15 protein-coding genes are annotated in these 20,562 nt (G+C 70.4%); 7 read left to right on the top strand and 8 right to left on the bottom strand.

Annotation, left to right across the window (positions count from 1 at the left end):
* Positions 1 to 70 precede the first annotated feature (70 nt).
* Complete coding sequence (locus tag BLV57_RS29790) at positions 71 to 1,042, bottom strand: winged helix-turn-helix transcriptional regulator (RefSeq protein ID WP_091294393.1); 972 nt, start codon at positions 1,040 to 1,042, stop codon at positions 71 to 73.
* Positions 1,043 to 1,162: 120 nt separating this feature from the next.
* Here BLV57_RS29790 and BLV57_RS29785 point away from each other — a divergent pair, with 120 nt between their 5' ends.
* The 5 genes from BLV57_RS29785 to BLV57_RS29765 all read left to right on the top strand — a co-directional run bounded on the left by BLV57_RS29785 (position 1,163) and on the right by BLV57_RS29765 (position 7,614).
* Positions 1,163 to 2,635 (top strand): carotenoid oxygenase family protein, encoded by a 1,473-nt coding sequence (locus BLV57_RS29785; protein WP_091294391.1) that lies wholly within the window; start codon positions 1,163 to 1,165, stop codon positions 2,633 to 2,635.
* Between the two features lie 71 nt (positions 2,636 to 2,706).
* The gene (locus BLV57_RS29780; protein ID WP_245757570.1) at positions 2,707 to 4,254 is read left to right on the top strand and encodes a class I adenylate-forming enzyme family protein; all 1,548 of its coding nucleotides are present in this window, start codon (positions 2,707 to 2,709) and stop codon (positions 4,252 to 4,254) included.
* Positions 4,251 to 5,468 (top strand): acetyl-CoA acetyltransferase, encoded by a 1,218-nt coding sequence (locus tag BLV57_RS29775; RefSeq protein WP_091294388.1) that lies wholly within the window; start codon positions 4,251 to 4,253, stop codon positions 5,466 to 5,468. The genes BLV57_RS29780 and BLV57_RS29775 overlap by 4 nt, the downstream gene beginning before the upstream one ends.
* The gene (locus tag BLV57_RS29770; protein ID WP_091294386.1) at positions 5,465 to 6,673 is read left to right on the top strand and encodes an acetyl-CoA C-acyltransferase; all 1,209 of its coding nucleotides are present in this window, start codon (positions 5,465 to 5,467) and stop codon (positions 6,671 to 6,673) included. The genes BLV57_RS29775 and BLV57_RS29770 overlap by 4 nt, the downstream gene beginning before the upstream one ends.
* Positions 6,670 to 7,614 (top strand): LLM class F420-dependent oxidoreductase, encoded by a 945-nt coding sequence (locus tag BLV57_RS29765; RefSeq protein WP_091294385.1) that lies wholly within the window; start codon positions 6,670 to 6,672, stop codon positions 7,612 to 7,614. The genes BLV57_RS29770 and BLV57_RS29765 overlap by 4 nt, the downstream gene beginning before the upstream one ends.
* 69 nt (positions 7,615 to 7,683) lie before the next feature.
* Here BLV57_RS29765 and BLV57_RS29760 read toward each other — a convergent pair whose 3' ends face one another.
* Positions 7,684 to 8,529 carry an SGNH/GDSL hydrolase family protein gene (locus tag BLV57_RS29760; RefSeq protein WP_245757569.1) on the bottom strand — a complete coding sequence of 282 codons (846 nt, stop codon included), beginning with the start codon at positions 8,527 to 8,529 and terminating at the stop codon, positions 7,684 to 7,686.
* Positions 8,530 to 8,624: 95 nt separating this feature from the next.
* On the opposite strand from BLV57_RS29760, the gene BLV57_RS29755 reads away from it, so the two are divergent.
* Positions 8,625 to 9,866, top strand: coding sequence for a PucR family transcriptional regulator (locus BLV57_RS29755; RefSeq protein WP_091294381.1), 1,242 nt, complete (start codon positions 8,625 to 8,627; stop codon positions 9,864 to 9,866).
* Between the two features lie 66 nt (positions 9,867 to 9,932).
* On the opposite strand, the gene BLV57_RS29750 is transcribed toward BLV57_RS29755, so the two are convergent.
* The 3 genes from BLV57_RS29750 to BLV57_RS29740 all read right to left on the bottom strand — a co-directional run bounded on the left by BLV57_RS29750 (position 9,933) and on the right by BLV57_RS29740 (position 11,604).
* Positions 9,933 to 10,289: a hypothetical protein gene (locus BLV57_RS29750; protein WP_091294380.1), complete on the bottom strand. Its 357-nt coding sequence runs from the start codon at positions 10,287 to 10,289 to the stop codon at positions 9,933 to 9,935.
* The gene (locus BLV57_RS29745) at positions 10,250 to 10,645 is read right to left on the bottom strand and encodes a hypothetical protein (RefSeq protein ID WP_091294378.1); all 396 of its coding nucleotides are present in this window, start codon (positions 10,643 to 10,645) and stop codon (positions 10,250 to 10,252) included. Before BLV57_RS29745 ends, BLV57_RS29750 begins: the two co-directional genes overlap by 40 nt.
* 92 nt (positions 10,646 to 10,737) lie before the next feature.
* Entirely contained in the window at positions 10,738 to 11,604 is an 867-nt protein-coding gene (locus BLV57_RS29740; RefSeq protein WP_091294377.1) for an alpha/beta fold hydrolase, read from the bottom strand.
* Between the two features lie 80 nt (positions 11,605 to 11,684).
* On the opposite strand from BLV57_RS29740, the gene BLV57_RS29735 reads away from it, so the two are divergent.
* The gene (locus BLV57_RS29735; RefSeq protein WP_091294375.1) at positions 11,685 to 12,290 is read left to right on the top strand and encodes a TetR/AcrR family transcriptional regulator; all 606 of its coding nucleotides are present in this window, start codon (positions 11,685 to 11,687) and stop codon (positions 12,288 to 12,290) included.
* A gap of 90 nt (positions 12,291 to 12,380) precedes the next feature.
* Here the strand turns inward: BLV57_RS29735 and BLV57_RS29730 are convergent, their stop codons facing one another.
* Genes BLV57_RS29730 through BLV57_RS29720 form a run of 3 tightly spaced genes read right to left on the bottom strand, consistent with a single transcriptional unit; the run spans position 12,381 to position 20,556 of the window.
* Positions 12,381 to 13,223 (bottom strand): alpha/beta hydrolase, encoded by an 843-nt coding sequence (locus tag BLV57_RS29730; protein WP_176968875.1) that lies wholly within the window; start codon positions 13,221 to 13,223, stop codon positions 12,381 to 12,383.
* Entirely contained in the window at positions 13,223 to 18,826 is a 5,604-nt protein-coding gene (locus tag BLV57_RS29725; RefSeq protein ID WP_091294372.1) for a type I polyketide synthase, read from the bottom strand. Before BLV57_RS29725 ends, BLV57_RS29730 begins: the two co-directional genes overlap by 1 nt.
* On the bottom strand, positions 18,823 to 20,556 hold the full coding sequence (locus BLV57_RS29720) for a fatty acyl-AMP ligase (protein WP_091294371.1): 1,734 nt from the start codon (positions 20,554 to 20,556) through the stop codon (positions 18,823 to 18,825). The genes BLV57_RS29725 and BLV57_RS29720 overlap by 4 nt, the downstream gene beginning before the upstream one ends.
* Positions 20,557 to 20,562: the final 6 nt, after the last annotated feature.

The raw sequence follows: 20,562 nt of genomic DNA, 5'->3' as shown, positions 1-20,562 counted from the left end.
ATAGTATCTGGTATATGATGTGTGTCCAGAGGTCGTGAGTGATGCGGCCGGTTCTAACCGGCTAAAACACTCACGACCCCAGCGCGCGGTTGGGGTAGGGGACGGGGCCGGACCAGCGGACGGCGTCGCGGGCCAGTTCGTGGCCGCAGTGCTCGCAGATCAGGATCGGGCGCAGCCGCTCGTCGCATTCGACGTGGGTGAGGGTGATGTCCGGCTCCTGGCCGGGCACCTCGAACTCCCGCGACCACTCCGCGATGAACGCCAGCGCGGGGAAGAACGCGAGGCCCTTGGCCGTGAGGCGGTAGGCGCGGGCGTCGACGCGGGTGCTGGCGGTTTCCGTGCGCAGGACGTCGAGTTCGACCAGGCGGGTGAGGCGGTCGGACAGGACGCTTGGGCCGATGCCCAATTCGCGTTCGAACTCCGAGAAGTGGCGGGCGCCGAGCAGTGCGCAGACCACGATGCCGGTCGACCAGCGGTCGCCGAGCAGTTCCATGGTGTCGGGAAAGAACAGCAGCGGATCCGATGCCAGCGCCTCGGCGTCCTTGCGGCGGAAGCGCTTGGACGCGGTCGCGGCGGCCACGCCCGTCGAGTCGAGGCGGCGGGCGCGGACGTCGCGGGCGTCGACGCGGCGGACGCAGTGGCCGCAGCCGAGCGGGGCTGCTGTAGCCAGCCCGCAGTCCACGTGGATGAGCGTCGGCAGCACCTCGCGGCGGCCGTCGACCCACTGGCGTTCCCACGACCAGATCGACACCAGTAGCGGCCAGAGTGCGAGGCCGCGCTCGGTCAGCCGGTATTCGTGCCGGGTGCGGCGGGCGTCGCGGTACGGGGTGCGGACCAGCACTTCGGCTTCGACCAGGTCGCGCAGTCGGCCGGACAGGGCCGTGGGAGAGATGCCGAGCCGGAGACGCAGCTCTTCGTAACGCCGGAAGCGGAAGAAAAGACTCTGCAGGATGAGCAGCGTCCACTGGTCGCCGAGCAGTTCGAGTGCGCGGCGGAGCGGGTCGCCCGCAGGCCGGACGCGGCGCGCTGGTGCTTCTGTCACCGGGGTCCCCTCTGGTCGTAGCGCGTTCAGCCTACATCCTGGCTACAGCAAAAGAAGCCTATTGACTACTGGGTACAGAAATCATAGTGTCGGAGGACGCCACGTCGAGGGAGAGCCGCGATGACCAGCACCTCCGAACAGCCGATCATGGTGGCTCGGACGAGTGACGACGAAGCCAATCCGTATCTGCTCGGCGTCTACGCCCCGGTCGACACCGAGATCGACGCGGAGGATCTGCAGGTCATCGGCAAGATCCCGGCCGACCTCAACGGTGTCTACCTGCGCAACGGGCCGAACCCCCGCTTCCAGCCGGAGGGCCGCTATCACTGGTTCGACGGCGACGGCATGGTCCACGCCGTCCACCTCGAGAACGGCAAGGCCCGCTATCGCAACCGCTGGGTCCGCACGAAGGCCTTCGAAGCCGAGTCCGAGGCGGGCAAGGGCCTGTGGAAAGGCGTGATGGAGAGCCCGAAGGACAATCCGTTCGGCAACCATCACGGCCTCGGGCTCAAGGACAACGCCAACACCGACCTCGTCTTCCACCGCGGCAAGGTGCTCGCGACCTGGTACATGTGCGGCTCGCCGTATTCGATCGACCCGCTCTCGCTGGAAACCCTTGGCGCGGAAGACTTTCTCGGCACGCTCGTCGGCGACATGATGGCGCACCCCAAGGTGGACGAGCGCACCGGCGAGATGTTCTGGTTCGACTACGGGCCCCGCCCGCCTTACCTGCGCTACGGCGTCGTGAGCGCGGACGGCAAGGTCGCCAGCACGACCGACATCGAATTGCCCGGCCCGCGCCTGCCGCACGACATGGCGATCACCGAGAACTTCGCGATCCTGATGGACCTTCCGCTCGTCCAGGATCTCGAAGCCGCCAGGGCCGGGCGCCACAAGCTGAAGTTCGACCGCTCGATGCCGTCGCGCTTCGGCGTGCTCCCGCGTTACGGGACCGGCGACCAGATCCGCTGGTTCGAGGCCAGCCCCTGCTACATCTACCACGTGGTCAACGCCTGGGAGCAGGGCGAAGAGATAGTCATGGACGTCTGCCGCGTGTCACGCCCGCAGCCGCGCGCCGACGCGCACACCCCGCTCGCCAAGATGCTTTCCTACCTGCGGCTGGACGCCTCGCTCCACCGCTACCGCTTCAACCTGCGTACGGGTCTGTGCGCGGAGTCGCAGCTCGACGACGACAACACGGAGTTCCCGACCGTCGACGCCCGTGCCATCGGCCGCCGCAGCCGCTACGCCTACAACGTCCACATCTCGCCGGAGTCGACGCTGCTCTTCGACGGCCTGGTGCGGTACGACACCGTGGCCGGCTCCAAGACCGAGCACTTCTTCGGTCCGGGCCGGTGGGGCAGTGAGGCCCCGTTCGCGCCACGCGACGGGGCGGCCGAAGGCGACGACGCCGACGGTTATCTGGTGACGTTCGTGCAGGACGAGCGTGAGGGGTGCTCGGAACTGGACATCTTCGACGCCGCCGATCTCGCTGCCGGGCCCGTGGCCAGGGTCCTTCTGCCCCAGCGGGTTCCGCTCGGTTTTCACGCGACCTGGGTTCGCGCGGACCAGCTGGATAACCTCAAGAGATGAGATGCCATCCGGAAGGTCGGGTAACGGAGTACCGGGCGCGGGGATGGTGGAGCGCCGACACGGTCGACGGGTTGTTCAGGGCCAGGGTCGGCGAAGCCCCTGATCGGCTCGCGCTCGTCGATCCGCCGAACCTGGATGATCCGGTGCGGTGGACCTGGCGTGAACTAGATGACCAAGTGGACGCGCTGGCCGCGGCCCTGCTCGCCAGAGGGGTGCGAGCAGGGGACGTGGTGGCCGTCCAGCTGCCGAACTCCGCGGCGCTGGTGCGCGCGCTGCTCGCGATCATCCGGATCGGCGCGATCGTGACCCCGTTCCCGGTGTCGTACCGGGAACACGAGATCGGCCCGATGTGCCGCCGCACCGGCGCGGCCGGGCTGATCACCTCCGAGGCGCTGGCAGGCCAGGCGTCGCGGGCTTGTGCCGGGGTGCCGTCCGTTCGGTTCGTCCTCACCAGGGTGGAGGACGAACCGGCCGGGCCGGTGCCGGTCCACGAGGCGCACGTCAACGACTGCGTGACGATCTGCTGGACCTCCGGGACCGAGGCCGAGCCCAAGGCGGTGCCGCGCTGTCACGGCGACTGGCTCGCCATCGCGGAAGGAACCCGGTTCGCGGCGGGGCTTTCCGCTGACGACGTCCTGCTCTCGCCGTTCCCGCTGACGAACATGGCGGGCATCGGCGGCATGCTGCTGCCGTGGCTGATGGCCGGTGGCGTGTTCGTCCCGCATCAGCCGTTCGACCTCGCGGTGTTCCTGCAGCAGATCGCCGAGGAGCGCGCGACGTACACCGTCGCCCCGCCCGCGCTGCTGACCATGTTGCTCCACAACGAAAAGATCCTGTCCACAGTGGACATCTCGTCGCTGCGGCAGATCGGCTCCGGCTCGGCGCCGCTGAGCCCGTGGATGGTGCGGACCTGGTCGGAACGGCACGGGATCGACATCATCAACTTCTTCGGCTCCAACGAGGGCATCCCGCTGATCTCGGACCCGCGCGACATCCCCGATCCGGAGCAGCGCGCGTCGTACTTCCCGCACTACGCCTCGGAAGTGCGCTGGTCGACGCCGGTCGCCGACCGGACCTCGGTGCGCCTGCACGACGTCGTCACGGGGGAGCGGGTCACCGAGCCCGGCATTCCCGGCGAGCTCCGGCTGGCCGGTCCGACCGTGTTCGCCGGGTACCTCGCCGACGGTCCCGAACTCGACCAGTCCGCCTTCGACGAGGACGGCTACTACCGCACCGGCGACGTCTTCGAGATCGACGGCGAGCGCCACGAATTCCTCAAACACGTCGACCGGGTCAAGGATCTGGTGATCCGCGGCGGGATGAACATCTCCCCAGCCGAGGTCGAAGGACTGCTTGCCGCGCACCCGGACGTCGCCGACGTCGCGATCATCGGCGTGCCGGACGAGGTGCTCGGCGAACGCGCCTGCGCGGTCGTCGTGGCCGGACAACGCAAGCCAGATCTCGAAGAACTCGTGGAGTTCCTGCGTGCGAGTCGGATAGCGTCGTTCAAGCTGCCGGAACGGCTGGAGTTCGTCGACGAGCTTCCGCGCAATCCCGTCGGCAAGATCGTGAAACGCCTGCTGCGAGAGCGGTTCTCGCCAGAGGGAGTGACCTCATGACCGTCTTCGTGCTCGGTGGCGCGCAGACCGATTTCGCCCGGAACTTCGCGAAGGAGCGCCGGGGACTACTCGAAATGTTCAGCGAGGTGGTCCCGTCGGCGCTGATCGACGCGGACGTCGACCCGTCGCAGGTGGGCGTCGCGCATGTCGGCAACCTCGCGGCCGAGCTGTTCACCGGGCAGGCGCAGCTGGGCGGGCTGCTGGTCGCGGCGGTGCCCGGTCTCGACGGGGTCGCGAGCACGCGGCACGAGGCGGCCTGCGCGTCCGGCAGCACCGCTGTGCTCGCCGCCTGCGCCGATCTCGAATCCGGGCGGTACGACCTCGCACTCGTCGTCGGTGTCGAACTGATGCGCAACACCGACGGCCAGACCGCGGCCGAGCATCTCGGTTCCGCCGCATGGGCGGGACATGAGGCGCTGGAGGCCAAATTCCCCTGGCCTGCCCTGTTCGCCGACGTGGCCGAGACCTACGACAAACGCTACGGGCTCGACTACGCGCATCTCGGCGCGTTCGCGGAGAACGCGTTCCGCAACGCCGCGCGCAACCCGCTCGCCCAGTCACGCGAATGGTCGTTCCCCGCCGGTTCGTTCGGCCGGGACGACGCGCTGAACCCCGTCGTCGAGGGCATGCTGCGCAAGAACGACTGCGGCCGGATCACCGACGGAGCGGCCGCCGTCCTGCTGGCATCTCCGGCCTTCGCCGCCGAGTGGGCACGGCGGCATGGCCGGGACCTCGGCGACGTCGCGGTGATCAGCGGGTTCGGCCACCGCACCGCGCACCTTGGCCTGGCGGGGAAACTGGAGCGTGCCGCGGACGCCGACTACCTGTTCCCGCAACTGCGTGGCGCCGTGACCGACGCGTACAAGCGCGCGGGCATCGCCGGCCCCGAGGCGCTGGATCTCGTCGAGTTGCACGATTGCTTCACCATCACCGGGCTGGTCGCGCTGGAACACCTCGGCGCCGCGAAACCCGGCGAGGGCGGCCAGTACATCGCCGACGGCGGGCTGACCGGGGCGCTGCCGGTCAACCCGAGCGGCGGGCTGATCGGGCTCGGCCATCCGGTCGGCGCGACCGGTGTGCGCATGCTGCACGACGCCGCGCGGCAGGTCACCGGCACGGCGGGCGAGATCCAGGTCGACGGCGCGCGGACGGCGCTCACGCTCAACGTCGGCGGCTCGTTCACCACGGTCGTGACCCTGGTCGTCAGCCGATGACCGACGCGTACGTCCTGGCGACGGCGCGCTCACCGCGCGGCAAGGCGTCGAGCAACGGCGCGCTCGCCGGGATCACGCCGCTGGCCCTGGTCGAACAAGTCATGAACGCGCTCGTCGAGCGTGCGGGGGTCACGCCCGAGTCGGTCGACCAGGTCATCTTGGGCTGTGCGTCGCAGGCGGGCGAGCAGGGTGGCAACATCGCGCGGACCGCGGTGCTCGACGCGGGCTGGCCGCCGGGCGTGCCGGGCATGACGGTGAACCGGTTCTGCTCGTCGGGCTTGGACGCGATCGCGATTGGCGCCGGGATGATCCGGTCCGGCGAGGCCGACGTGGTGCTGGCGGGCGGGGTCGAGTCCGTCTCCAGGGTGCCGCTGTTCGCCGACGGTGGTCCACTGTGGACCGATCCGTCGGTGGTCGCGCGGATCGGGTCAGTCCACATGGGAATCGCGGCCGACACGATCGCCACCGAACTCGGCTACACCAGGGAAGAGCTGGACGCGTACGGCGTCCGCACACAGCAGCTCGCCGCCGCCGCGTGGAAGGACGGCCGATTCGACGCCTCACTCGTGCCGATCGCCGACGACGCGGGCGAGGTCGTGCTCGCGCACGACGAGCATGTCCGGCCGGGCACCACCGCCGAAGCGCTGGCCGCGCTCGCGCCGGCGTTCGCCGAACTCGGCGCCACCGGCCAGGACGGCTTGGTGCTGCGGCATTTGCGGGAACTCGACATGATCCGCCATCTGCACACCCGCGGCACGTCACCGTCGATGGCCGACGGCGCCGGCCTGGTGCTGCTCGGCTCGGCCGCCGCCGCGGAGCGGCTGGGGCTCGCGCCCCGCGCCCTGGTCAAGGGCTCGGTGAGCGCGGGCAGTGACCCGGTCCGGATGCTGCTGTCCGGGCAGGACGCGACCGCGCGGGTGCTGGACCGGTTCGGCCTCGCACCGTCCGATGTGGACGTGATGGAGTTCGCCGAGGCGTTCGCCGCGCTGTGCGTGAAGATCCAGCGGGAACTAGGGTTCCCCGAAGAAGTGTTCAACCCCAACGGCGGCACCATCGCGATGGGCCACGGATTCGGCGCGACCGGGGCGATCCTGCTCACCGGGTGCGTCGACGAGCTGGACCGGCGGCAAGGCCGGTACGGCGTGGTGGCGATCAGTGGCGCGGCCGGATCGGGGACGGCGATGCTGGTGGAGCGTGTGGCTTGAAGTACGCGGTGACCTTGGGACTGTGGCAGGACCGTCCCGCCGCCGAAGCGCTGGACACGGCGCGCGCCGCCGAAGCCGCTGGCTACGGCGAGCTGTGGATCGGCGAGATGGCGACCTGGGACGTCTTCGCGCTGGCGACCGCGATCGGCGCGGCGGCCCCGGGACTCGACCTGACGCTCGGGCCGTTGCCGGTGACCGTGCGGGACCCGACGATGATCGCGATGGGCGCCGCGTCCGTCGCCGCACTGACCGGCCGCCGGGTCGACGTCGCGCTGGGCACGTCCAGCGACGTGGTGGTCCGGAACTGGCACGGCCGCTCCCGCAAGGGCGCGGCCGCCGCGCTCGGCGAGTCGGCGCAGGTCGTGCGCGAGCTGCTGGACGGCAAGAAGGCGGCTTCGGGCTACCGGCTTCGCGTCGAACCACCCCGATCGAGCGTGACCATCGCGGCGTTCGGCCCCGCCGCCGTCGAAGCGGCCGCGGCGCACGCGGACCGTATGGTCGTGAACCTCGTCAGCCCGGCGACCGCGGGCAGGCTCGTCGAAGACCTCCGCGAAGCCGCCAAGCGCCTGGGCAAGCCGCCGCCGCGCGTGGCCGCTTGGGTGGTCGGCGCGCTGGACCCCAAGCCCGCCGCGCTGGACCAGCTGCGCCGAGGGATCGTCGGCTACCTCGCCGCGCCGGGGTACTCGGACATGTTCCGCGCCGAGGGGTTCGGCGCGCTCGTGGACTTCGCGCTGACGCGCCCGCACCCGCGCGAGCTGCTCGAGGTCATCGACGTCTCGCTGATCCAGGCGATCGGCCTGGTCGGCGATCTCGCCCGCGTCCGCGACCAGGCCGCCGCCTACGCCGACGCCGGCGTCGACGAGCTCGCCATCGTCCCGGCCTGCACCGACGACGACCCCGCCGGCGCGCTCACCCTCAGTGGTCTGCGCGACCTGGCATAGGAAAGCCCGAAAGTGGCTTTCGTCAGGTCTTATCTGACGAAAGCCACTTTCGGGCTTTCACGAGCGGGGTCAGGAGATGGCGGAGGCGACGTGGGCGCCGATGCCCGCCATGCCTTGCTTGTTCGGGTGCAGGGGTGCGGCGACGGCCGTCGGGATGATGCCCTCGAACCACTTCGCCGAGGGTGGCTGGCAGGTGTCGTGGCCCGCGCTGGGCGGCACGATGTCGACGAAGGTCGCGCCGTGCGCTTCGGCCTGGCGGGCGAGGGCCGCGTTGAGCCTGCCGATGGTGGCCTGGAGGTAGTTCGCGTCGCGGGCCCAGACCGGGACGGTGGGCCAGCAGCCGTTGCGGGGCAGGTAGGTGCCGTAGCCGACGACGTAGATCGCGGCGTTGGCCGACTTCGCGCGGATGCCGTCGAGCGCGGTGCCCCAGTTGGCCTCGAAGGCGGTGATCTTGTCGGCGAGCTGATCGTGGCCACCGGCGGTGAAGCGGGCCTCGCAGGATTGGCCGAGTGGCTCCGGGCCCAGGTTGAGACAGGTCAGCGCGGCACTGACGAGGCCGACGTCGTTGGCGCCGATGGTCAGCGTGACCAGTTTCGTCGACGGGCTCAGCGCGTCGAACTGCGGCGCGACCGGGCCGGTCGTGGTCGACTGCGAGGACGTCAGGTCTGCCGTGGTGGCGCTGGAGCAGGTCACGTCTTTCAGTGACGCGCCCAGTTTGGCGGCCGCGACGTGCGGATAGTCGACGAGGGTGCGGAGACAGCCGAATGAGCTCGGATCCTGGGGCGGGATGAGCGGCCCGGCCGCCGCCGAGTCGCCGAGAGCCACGTACTCGGGGCCCGCCGCGGCGGCGGGGGAGACCAGAGCCGCTGTCGCCAGCAAGCCGGTGAACAGCATTGTCCACGGTCGACTCGTCACGAATCCTCCTTGCGATCGTTGTATCTCGTGACATCATCGACTCGGATGTCAGGCGGCTTGACTGGGTTTTCCGGCAGAATCAGGACGGGGAATTTGTGACCGATCACAAGCCGGGCTCGCGGCTCCGCGTCGGCGGGGTGCCGATCCACGACCTGCTCGCCACGCGGCTGCCCGAGCTGGTCGGCCGGATCCTCGTGCGTATCCAGCGGGAGGTGGCCGCGTACCGGACCTTGCCGATCGAGGAGCTTCGCGGTGACATCGCGGCGATCGCACAGGATGTGCTGCGCGCGTTCGTCCGTGGCCTGCGTGAGGATCGCGGGCTCAACGCCGAGGAGCTGGAGCAGATCAGCCGGTCGGCCGCGCGTCGCGCGGAGGAGGGTTTTCCGCTTGAGGCGGTGCTTTCCGCCTATCACGTCGGGGTGCGCGAGATCCTCAGTACGGCGACCGCCGACGCGTGCCCTGACGATCTCCCGGACGTGCTCGCCTCCAACGAACTGGCGTTGCGGTTCCTCGAGGGCATCACGAGCGCGGTCACGTCCGGCTATCTCGACGAGGTGCGCACCAAGGTCGGCCAAGAGCACAATGCCCGCCGCACCCTGCTTTCCGCGTTGCTGGACGGCGATCCGATCGACGCCGTCTCCCGGTCCGCCGGCATCATGCCGCCGGCCCGGTATCTGGTGCTGAGCCTGGCCGTCGGGCCGCATCCCGATGAGGCGATGCCCGGCGTCGACGCGGCGATCGCCTTACGCCGCAAGGTAAGGCGGCTGCTGGGCGAACTCGACCACGCGACCGCCGGTAGCGCTTTGTCCTCTGTGGACGGTGTGGGCGGCATTGTGCTGGTGCCGACCGAGTTGTCCGAAGTGGACTGGGCGCGCTGGGTTTCGGTCATCGAGCGGGCGAGCCGGTCCGCGGGCGCGCCGATCACCGCGGCGATCGAACTCGCCGAGCCCGCCGCCGTCCCGTCGGCCGCGGCGAGGACGGCCGACGTGCTCGACGTCGTCCGCTGGTTCGACCGCCCGCCGGGGCTGTACCGGCTCGACGACATCCTCGTCGAATACCAGCTCACGCGGCCGGGCGTCGCCCGCGACCGGCTGGCCGCGTTGCTGGAACCGCTGGACGCGCATCCGGATCTGCTCGAAACCGCGCAGTGCTATCTCGCGCACGACCTCAACCGCCGCCGCACCGCGAGCCTGCTGCACGTCCACCCGAACACTGTCGACTACCGGCTTCGCCGCATCCACGAGCTGACCGGCATCGATCCCACGCATCCGGCCGGAATACCGCGGATCACGGCCGCGCTCGCGGCTCGTCGAGCGGCTGGTAGAGCGGCTACGTAGAACGGGATAAAGCCCGCTAAACTCCGGGAAAAGCGCCCGGAGTTTAGCGGGCTTTATCCCGGCAGGCTAAGAAACCGTGATGTCCGCGCGGACTATCCAGCCCCAGCAATCGAAAGCGGCCGAGTATCGGCCCGGTTTGGCGGTCGCCCGGCCGGTTCCGGCCAGTGCGATCCCGATCCCGCCGGTGCCGCCGTCGCCCGCGTAGTGCAGCGGGATCGGCGCGGCGAACCCGTCGGAGGTCAGTTCGGAGGCGAGCGGACCGGCGCCCGCCGGGCGCAGGCAATAGATGTCGGCGCTGAGTGCCCCGCCCGGCGCGACCGCGGCTGGCTTGAGCGTGAGTGAAGACGGCCGGGTGGCGCCTGCCGTTCCGGTGAGGGCGAGCGTCAATGCCCCGGCGATGGCCAGACCTGCGCGAATCCCCATGTTTTCCTCCCAGATTCCCCTTTCCACCACCGTACACAGCGCTGCGCCGCCGGTTTGAGGATTCCGGAGACGCCGGCGCAGGCCAGCACCATCGCCGCGATCCCTGCCTCATCGGTGAACACGATCTCGCCCGATCGGCCCAGCACGAAGCCGCTGTGCAACGCCCACGCCACGGTGGCCGTGCCCAGCCCGGCTCTCGCTCGGGTGACCAGTGATATCGCGCAGACGACGACCGCCAGCGCGGCCAGCGAGCGGAGATGATGTTCGGTCGCGTTCGCGCTCACCGAGCCCACGGTGGTCGCCGACGTCGCCACGAAGCCGAGCGGATAACCGAATCCTGCGTCGATCCGAGTCATCCGACTACCCCAACCCCGTTGGGCCGGGCACGAGTCGTGTTTACGCGGTTTCTCTACGCGTTCGCCGCGGAATTTGACACATTCTTGATGCCTTATCCATTGGCGTTCCGCGCGATCGCCTGCACCAGCGTCTGCCACGCACCACGCGGCAGGTCGTGGCCCATGCCCGCGACGATCAGCAGCTCCGCGTCCGGGATCGCCGCCGCGGTCGCCTTCCCGCCGCTGACCCCGACCAGCGGATCGGCCTCGCCGTGGATCACCAGCGTCGGCACCCGGACACCGGCGAGCGCCGCCGTGCGATCGGGCGACGCGATGACCGCCGCCGTCTGCCTGGCTCCCCCGGCCGGGTGATAAGCGCGGTCGTACGCCCGCGTCGCCTTCGCGACGAAAAACTCTTCGGTGGATGGGAATCCGGGCGAACTGAGAATGCGCAAAGTGTCCGAGCTCTGCGCGATCGACGCTTCTCGCCCGGCCGCGGGCGGGCGCAGCAACGCTTGCAGCGCGGCGGGATCGGCTTGGCCGACGGTCGGATCGCCGGTGGTCGACATGATCGAACACAGGCTGAGCAGCCGGTCGGGGTGATCGATCGCGAGCTGCTGCACGATCATGCCGCCCATCGACGCGCCCACGACGTGCGCCTTCGCGAAACCCAGCGCGTCGAACAGGCCCGCCACGTCGGCGGCCATGTCGGCCAGCACATAGGGGACCGTGGACCGGTCACCGGCTGCGATGGCCTGCAGATCCGGCAGCGGAAGATCATCGAGGTATTCGGACAAGCCTATGTCACGATTGTCAAAGCGGACCACGTGGAAACCTTCCGCGGCGAGCAATCCGCAGAAGTCGGCGTCCCAGGTGATCATCTGCGCGCCCAGGCCCATGACCAGCACCAACGGGGGATCGGCCGGGGAACCGAAGGTGTCGTATTCGAGTTCGAGGCCGTTCGAGCGCAGACGAGGCATGCGCCGATGTTCCCATCCTCACGCAGATGGTGAAACTGGCAGCCTGGCAACAGGGGGCAGCGCACGGTTACTGTTCTCACATGTCGTTGCCGTCCTCAGGCCCCCCTGCGCGCTCGCGTTCCCGCGTCGCCTCCGGCCTGCCCGCCGTCACCCCCGACGGGATCGTCGACGCGGCGATGCGCCTGACCGCCGAACGCGGGCTGGAGAACTGGACACTGCGTCAGCTCGCCTCGGCCGTCGACGCCTATCCCGCCGTCATCTACCACCATGTCGGCGACCGCGAGGCGGTCGTGCGCGCGGTGGCGGAACGGGTGCTCGCGCAGCTGCCGACCCCCGATCCCGCGCTCGGCTGGCGCGAATGGTTCGCCGAACTGCTTGGCGGGATGCGGACAGTGCTGCGCCGCTATCCCGGCTCCGCGCGGCGGCTGGCGCTGTTCGGCCCCGGTCTCAAGGGCTCGGACCGGTTCATCACCGCGGGCACCGCGCTGCTCACCGACGCCGGTTTCGGCGAAGAGGCCCTGATGGCCTACAACTCGTTGCTCTGTACGGCCTCTCAGTTCGTGTCCATGGAGGACGACCGCAACCCGGTGGACGCCGAGGAGTACTACGCGAAGCTCTACCACTACGCGATCAATCGGACTTTGGACGGCATGGCCCACCGGTTGGGCGAGATCTTGGCCGAATGACAGTACCTTGACAGAGTTTTGTCGTATCCTGATCGGGCCCCCGGTGCCCACCTCCCCCCTCGAGGCACCGGGGGTGTAAACATGCCCGCTCTAGCGCAGGGTGTCGACCACATACGGCCAGAGCCGCTCCAGTGCGCCCCGCCAGGTCTGCCAGAAATGCGTTCCCGCACCGAAGTCCGTGGTGACGTCCGCGTTCAGCACGTGCAGACGCGCGGCCAGCTCCTCGGTCATTGAACGTGAATATCGTTCAATGAGGCCCATGCCCGGCACGGTTTCCTCGCCCGCCACCTTGTGGCCGTCGCCCGCGGCGAGATAGACCCTGGTCGAAGCGAGTGCTTCGGCGTGCAGCAGCGGGTCGTTCTCGGCCCACACCGCCCGCGAAGACCAGCGCGGTCCCCAAATCTTGCCCGGCCGATGTCCTTCCCGCACCGAGAGCAGCCCCAGCAGTGCCGCCATCCCCGGCCGGGTGAGGTGCATGATGCCGCTCAGCGACGCCACCGCGCGGAACAATTCGGGATGGCGCATGCCATAGCGCAACGCGCCATAGCCGCCCATGGAGATCCCGGCGACCATCCGCGCGTCCGAAGCGCCGTACTCGGTTTCCAGCATTGGCAGCAGTTCACCGAGGTGGAAGCTCTCCCAGCGCGGAATGGTGCCGTCACGATCGGGCACCCGCCAGTCGGTGTAGAAGCCCAGCCTGCCGCCTTCGGGCATCGCGACGAGCACTTTCGACGCCGCCGCCAGTTCGGCGATCTGCGTCTGCGCCGTCCAGCTCCGCTGATCGTCGGAGGAGCCGTGCAGCAAAAGCAGTACCGGGTATCCGCCAGGCGGCCGTTCCCCCGGCGGCTTCAGCAGGGTGACGCCGACTTCGCGGCCGACGGCCGGGGAGAAGAACCGCAGTTCCTCCACCCCGGCGCCGGTCACCTCTGGCATCATTCGCCCCTCGCCCCGCTGAAGTCCAGGCTGGCCAGCAGGCCGTTGAGGTGCTCGCCGATGACGTCCACATTGGGCGGATCGAGCAGTGACAGGTGATGCCCCGGCACGGTGAGCACGTCCAGCCGTGAGCACACCTCGTCCCAGCCGCGCGCCGGGTCCATCCGGTCGAACCGCTCGTCACGCAGCCCGCCGGGCACCGGCTCGGCGGCACTGAAGTAGACGGCGGGGCCGTCATACGCCTGCGCGACATACCGCTCCAGCGCCCGCGAATCCAAAAAGGACGTGCGCTGGTGGGTGAGGATCGCGTCGCTGACCGCGCTGTTGACCAGGCCCTCGTCACGCATGGCCGCGATCAGCAGCTCGACCTGCTCCTCGTCGCCGAGCCGCGCCATCTTGGCGTAGGGCAGCGTGATCTCGCGGCCATAGCACGAGCCGACGAACTCCTCGAACCGCTCGAAGCGCTTCTCCAGCAGTTCCACTTCGGACAGTCCGGAGCGGATGGGCAGCGGGATGATGGGGTCGATCAGCCCGAGCAGTTCGACCTGCTCACCCTCGCGGCGCAGGCGTTGCGCCGCTTCGAACGCCTGGCATCCGCCGAACGACCAGCCGGCGAGCCGGTACGGGCCATGCGGCTGGATCGCGCGGAGTTCGGGCAGGTAGCGCTCGATCCGGTCCTCGACGGATGAGACGCCGTCGAGCCGGTCGAACCCGTACACCGGGAAATCGCCTTCGAGCAGATCGGTCAGCTGCTGGTAGACGGCCGTGTCGCCACCGCTGGGGTGGAAGAAGAACAGCGGCGTCCGCGAGCCTTCCGCGCGCAGCGTCCGCACCACGCCGCCGTGGTCCTCCTCTCGCAGATGTGCGGCCATCCGCTCGATCGACGGATGCTCGAACAACTCCGAGATGGTCAGCTCACGCCCGCTGCGCTTGACCAGCATCGCGGTGACCTCTTCGGCCTTCGCCCTGGTGCCGCCGATGCCGTAGAAGTCCTGCGTCACGCCGACCTCGATGCCGAGCACGTCCCGCCACACGCTGGTGACCAGCCGCTCGGCCGCGTCGCGCGGTCCGATGAGGACCTGCCGCGTGCGCATCCTCGGGAGCTCGCCGCCGATGCCGAGCTCGCCGAAGAGCCAGTCCTCGGTCTCCCCGGCGCTCGCGCCGCGCAGCAGCAACGCGACCGGCAACGCGATGCCGAAGTCGTACTGCACGGCGTTGCGGATCCGGACCGCGAGCAGCGAGTCGACGCCGAGCGCGATGAGCGGGGTGGTGGTGTCCAGCGTCGCGGGCGCGAAGCCCAGCACCGACGCGATGCGGGTACGCAGCTGGGTGCCCGCCGCCTCCCTCGCTTGGGCCGCAGGCAGGGAGGCAAGCGCTTGCGGCCCGGCCCACCCGCTCGTCACCGTGGTGCTGAGCAGTCCGGAGCAGAACGGCTTCTCGGCCAGTTGCGGGTAGACCGCGACGAGCTTCGTCTCGTCCACATGTGCCCAGCCGAGCACGCCCGAGTTGGCGCCCGCCGCGCCCGCGAGCACGGCGATGCCCTCGTCCGGCCGGATCGCGCGCAGGCCGGGCATGTTGATCGAGGTGGCCTTGCCGACGTCGGCCCAGGTGCCCCAGGCGATCGACGTGGCGGGCAGGCCCTGCGCCCGGCGCAGGGTGACCAGCGCGTCGAGGTAGGCGTTGGCCGTCGCGTACGCGGGCTGGCCGAAGAAGCCGAGCAGCCCGGCGATCGAGGAGAAGCCGACCCACCAGTCGAGGTCGAGGTCGACGGTCGCCTCGTGCAGCCGCCAGGCGCCGTACGCCTTGGGAGCCCAGGTCTTGTGCAGGGTGGCCGCGTCGAGCCGCGCGGTGGTGCGGTCGTCGAAGACGGCGGCCGCGTGCAGCACGCCGCGCAGGTTCGGGCCCGCCGCGGTGATCAGCCGCTCGGCGACGCCCGGTTCGGCGATGTCCCCGAGCACGACCACGATCTCGGTGCTCGTGGCGAGCCGGTCGAGTTCACGCCTGGCCTCCGGCTGCGGCGCCGACCGTCCATTGAGGACAAGACGGCGTGCGCCCTGGCTCGCCAGCCAGGAGGCGACGAACAGGCCGATGCCGCCGAGACCGCCGGTGACCACATAGGACCCGTCGGCGCGGACGACCGGCCGGGTCGGCGCTTCCAGCGTGACGCGCTCCAGTCGTCGCGCGTGCCGTTGCCCGGCTCGCCAGGCGACCTCGTCGTCCTTGCCGGAGGACAGCTCCGCGAGCAGGCGCCTGGCCCGCTCTTCGGGCGCCGACGCCGGGTCGCAGTCGAGCAAGAGTGACCGGAGCTCGGGGTGTTCGTTGCCGAGCACCCGCACCAGGCCACGCAGCGCGGCGAACGCGGGCATGCCCGCTTCGCCTTCGGTCACCGCGGCGGCGCCGGTGGTCGCCAGCAGCAGCCGGGGCGGCTTGCCGCTGTCCGCGCAGCGGCGGACCACCTCGCTGACGGTGAGGATCGCGCGTTCGGCCGCGGCCAGCGCGCCCGCCGGGTCGTTGTCGTCGTCGGGGAGCAGGACGACGACGGCTTCGGCCGACTCCGGCTCCGCGCCGATGCCGTAGTTGCGCAGTGCGATGCCGAGCGGGGAGAACGTCTGGCCCAGCAAGGCGATCGACGCGGGCGGCTTGCCCTGCGGCGTGTCCGTCGGGCGCCAGCGCGGGGTCAGCAGCGAGTCCGAGGTCTCGGCTTCGGGCAAGGCGACGGCCGGTGCCTTCGTCCCGCAGGAGCAGCGGGGCTTGGGCACGGGCAGCCAGTGCCGGACGTGCCGCCACGCGGTCGTCGGCAGGTCGATGACCTGACCCGGCCGGTCGACCGGCGTGGTGGCGAGTTCCCAGGCCGCGAGCTGGGTGTGGAAATGCGTGGTCTCGTCCTCGCACTGCTTGAGCGTCGACAGGACCAGCGCTTCGGCGTGCCCGCGCGCGGCGAGGTTGTCGAGCAGCGCGTGCCGCAGCACGGGATGCGGGGAGACCTCGATGAACGCGCGGTAGCCGTCGGCGACGGCCGCTTCGACCGCGCCCGCGAACCGCACCGGCTGACGCAGGTTCGCGGCCCAGTACCGGGCGTCGAAATCGGGGCGCCTGCGCGGATCGTCGAGCGCGGTCCCGTAGAACCGGATGCCCGCCTGGCCAGCGGACAGCGCGCCGAGTCCCTCGATGAGCGTGCCGGTGACCCGGTCGACGATGGGGGAGTGCGCGGCCACGTCAAGGTTCACCAGCCTGGCGAGCAGGCCACGTTCCTCCACAGTGGACACGATGCGCTTGACCTGCTCGGCGCGCCCGGCGATCACCGTCTGGCGGGGGGCCGACAGCACCGCGATGTCCACATCGGACACCCCGGCGACGAGTTCGGCCGCCTCGGCGGCGCCGAGTTCCAGCAACGCCATCGCGCCGTCACCCGCGAGCGAGGCGAGCAGCCGGGAGCGCAGCGCGACGATCTTCGCGCCGTCGGCCTCGCTGATCGCGCCCGCGACCACGGCGGCCGCGACCTCGCCGAACGAGTGGCCGATCACCGCGGCGGGGGTGACCCCGTGCGAGCGCCACAGTTCGGCCAGCGCGACCTGGATGCCGAACACGAGCGGCTGCACGTGGTCCATGGTCGCGGCTTCGGCGCCCGCTTGGAGCTCCGTGCGCAGCGAGAAGCCGCTTTCGCCGTGGATGAGCGGGTCGAGCCTGGCGACGGCCGCGGCGAACGCGGGTTCCTCGGTGAGCAGCCTGCGGCCCATGCCCGCCCACTGCGCGCCGTGCCCGGAGAAGACGAACACCGGCCCGTCGCCGTCGAGCGGCCCGGTCGTGACGTGGTGCTCGCCCAGTGAAAGCCCGCGAAGCCCGCTGACCAGCTCGTCGCGGGTCCGCGCGACCACGGCCGTCCGCGTCTTGCCGCCGAGCCTGCGCGCGAGCGTGTGCTCGACGTCCGCGAGCGCGGCGTCGTGCGAGTCGACCCACGCGGCGAGATGCCCGGCCGCCTCGCGGAGCCGGTCCTCGTTGGCCGCGCTGAGCAGGAAACGGCCGTGGGAGACCGGGATAAAGCGGGCTTTATCCCGCTCCGGGATAAAGCCCGCTTTATCCTGTTCGAGGATCACGTGGGCGTTGGTGCCGCCGAACCCGAAGCCCGAAACCCCGGCGAGCGCGGGACGGTCGTGCTCCGGCCACGGGCGCGCGGTATCGGCGACGGCCAGGCGCAGCTCGTCGAAGGGGATGTGCGGGTTCGGGCCGTCGAAGTTCAGCGTGGCCGGGATCCGCTTGTGCTGTAAGGAAAGCACGACCTTGATCAGGCCGGTGATGCCCGCCGCCGCTTCGAGGTGGCCGAGGTTGCTCTTGACCGAGCCGACCAGCAGCGGCTGGCCGGCGGGCCGCCCGGTGCCCAAGATCGCGCCGAGCGCGCCCGCCTCGATCGGGTCGCCGAGCAGCGTCCCGGTGCCGTGTGCCTCCACGTAGTCCACTGTGGAGGGATCGATGCCCGCGCGCCGGTACGCCGTGTGCAGCAAGGCCTGCTGTGCCTCGGGGTTGGGCGCGGTGAGGCCGTTGGACCGGCCGTCGGAGTTGGTGGCGGTGCCGCGGATGACGGCGAGCACGCGGTCGCCGTCGGCGCGCGCGTCGGAAAGCCGTTTGAGGACGACGATCCCGGCGCCTTCCGCGCGCGCGATGCCGTCGGCGCCCGCCGCGAACGGCTTGCAGCGGCCGTCCTTGGACAGGATGCCCATCTGGTCGAAGTTCGCGGTGACACCCGGCCCGAGCAGCAGGTTCGCGCCACCGGCCAGCGCGGCGTCGCTCTCGCCGGAGCGCAGGCTCTGCACGGCGAGGTGCACCGAGGTCAGCGACGACGAGCACGCGGTGTCGACCGCCATGCTCGGCCCGCGCAGGTCCAGTGCGTACGACAGGCGGTTGGCCGCGATGGCGAGCGCGGAGCCGGTGCCGGCCCAGGCGTCGACCTCGCCGACGTCCGCGAGCGACAGCGCGCTGTACTCGGTGCCGCTGACGCCGACGAACACGCCGGTCCGGCTGCCGCCGAGCGAGCGCGGCGCGATCCCGGCGTGCTCCAGCGCTTCCCAAGCCACTTCGAGGACCATGCGCTGTTGCGGGTCCATCCTGGCCGCTTCGCGGGGCGCGATGCCGAAGAACTCGGCGTCGAACCCGGCGATGTCGTCGAGGAAGCCGCCCCAGCGCGTGGTGTCCTCGGGGACGTTTTCGTAACCGTCCCAACGGTTTTGAGGAACTTCGGAGATCGCTTCGAGCCCCTCGGTGAGCAGCCGCCAGAACTGCTCCGGCCCGTGGATCCCGCCCGGCAACCGGCATCCGAGCCCGATCACCGCGATCGGTTCGTCCGCCGAGGCGGCGGGTTCGTCGCGTGGCGCCTCGGTCTCGCCGGTCAGCGCCTTGGCGAGCCGCTCGATCGTCGGGTGCTCCCAGATCAGCGTGGTCGGGAGCGCGACGTCGAGCATGTCCTCGAGTTCACCGGCCAGCTCGACGGCGCGGCGTGAAGACAGGCCGTACTCGCCGAAGGGCTTGGCCGGGTCGATCTCGGCGAAATCGAGATCGCAGAGTTCCGCGAGCTGCTCGGTGAGCCAGCGCGCCAGTTCTTCGGTCGTCATGAGAAGAATCGGTCCTTCGTGGCGGCGCGGGCGATCTTGCCGCTGGAGGTGCGCAGCACCCCGCCCGGCGCGACGAGCTTGAAGCCCAGCAGCCGGACGTCGTGCGCGGCGGACACCGCGCGGCGGACGATCTTGGCGAGTTCGTCGTGGTCGGGCTCCGGCCCGGAGGTCCGGTCGAACTCGGCGACCACCGCGGCGCCTTCGACGCCACGCTCGTCCTGCACCGCGAACGCGGCGACGCGGTCCTGGCGGATGGCCGGGTGCGCGTCCTGGACGGTCACCTCGATGTCCTGCGGGTAGTGGTTCTTCCCGTCGATGATGATCAGGTCCTTGATGCGCCCGGTGATGTAGAGCAGGCCCTCGTGGAACAGGCCGAGGTCACCGGTGCGCAGCCAGGTCCGGTCGCGGTCGCCGTCGACGCGGCCGCCGAAGGTCTCCTCGCTGCGCTCGGGCTGCTGCCAGTAGCCGGTCGCGACGTTGGGGCCGTGCACCCAGATCTCACCGACCTCGCCGCCGAGGCGGGTCTTCGAGGTCGCCGGGTCGACGATGCGGACGAGCTGGCCTTCCGGCCTGCCCGCCGCGACCAGCTCCAGCGAGCCGGGGGTGCCGGGGGCCACGACGACACCGCGGTCGTCCGCGAGGGCGGCGCGGTCGAACGCGGTGATCGTCGGGCCGTCCGCCCTGGTGTTGGTGACGTACACGGTGGCCTCGGCGAGCCCGTACGACGGGCGGTGCGCCGCCGGGGCCAGCCCCTGCGGGCCGAAGGCGGCCTGGAAGGCGGCGATGCTGCTCGGCCGGATCGGCTCGCTGCCGTTCGCGATCGCGCGCACGCCGGAAAGGTCGAGCAGCCGCCGGTCGGCTTCCTTGACCTTGCGCGCGGCGTAGTCGAAAGCGAAATTCGGCGCGGCGGCGTAGGTGTTCGGGAATGCGGCGAGCTGCTTGAGCCAGCGCAGCGGTTTCATCACGAAGTTGAAAGGCGTCATGAATACCGAGCGGGCGCCCGAAAATACCGGCGCGCAGAGCAGCTGCAGCAATCCCATGTCGTGGAAGAACGGAATCCAGCCGGTGCACGTCCACGTATTGTCGACGCCGAATCCGGTGGTCATCTGATGGCAGTTCGCGGAAATGGCGCGATGCGTGATCACCGCGCCTGCCGGAGCCCTCGTGGAGCCCGAGGTGTACTGAAGGTACGCCGGTGCGTCGAGCTCGAGCGCGGGGGGTTCGAAATCCGCGCCCGTCTCGTCGGCGATCTCGTCGACCGCGAGGATCTGCTTCGGCATCGGGACCGGGCTCGTCTCGGCGAGCTCACGCACGGCGGGCAGCGCGCTCTGCGCGGTCAGCCAGATGTCGGGCGCGCAGTCGTCCAGCGCTCCGACCAGGCGTTCTCCGTGCTGGCTCACCTCGGGCGCGAACAGCGGCACGGCGATGGTCCCGGCGTGCAGCGCACCGAGGAAACCGATGACGTAGGTGAGGTCCTGAGGCGCGAGGATCGCCACGCGCGCGCCGGGCGCGGTGATCTTGGCCAGCTCGGCCGCGGTCGCGCGCACCTTGGTGGCGAGCTCGGCCCAGGTCAGCGTGACCTCGGTGCCTTCGCGGTCGGCGGAGAAGTCGAGAAAGGTGAAGGCGGGGTCTTGCGACTCCGCGCGGTCGAACAGATAGCCGGTCAATGGCCGCACCGAGGGGACCAGGCCGTCCGTCGGTTCGGGGTACCGGCGCTCAGCCGAAGACATGCGCAC

It is taken from the genome of Amycolatopsis xylanica (assembly GCF_900107045.1).
GTDB lineage: Bacteria > Actinomycetota > Actinomycetes > Mycobacteriales > Pseudonocardiaceae > Amycolatopsis > Amycolatopsis xylanica.
The sequence above is the reverse complement of the archived record's forward strand: the minus strand, read 5'-3'. Positions and strand labels throughout refer to the sequence as shown.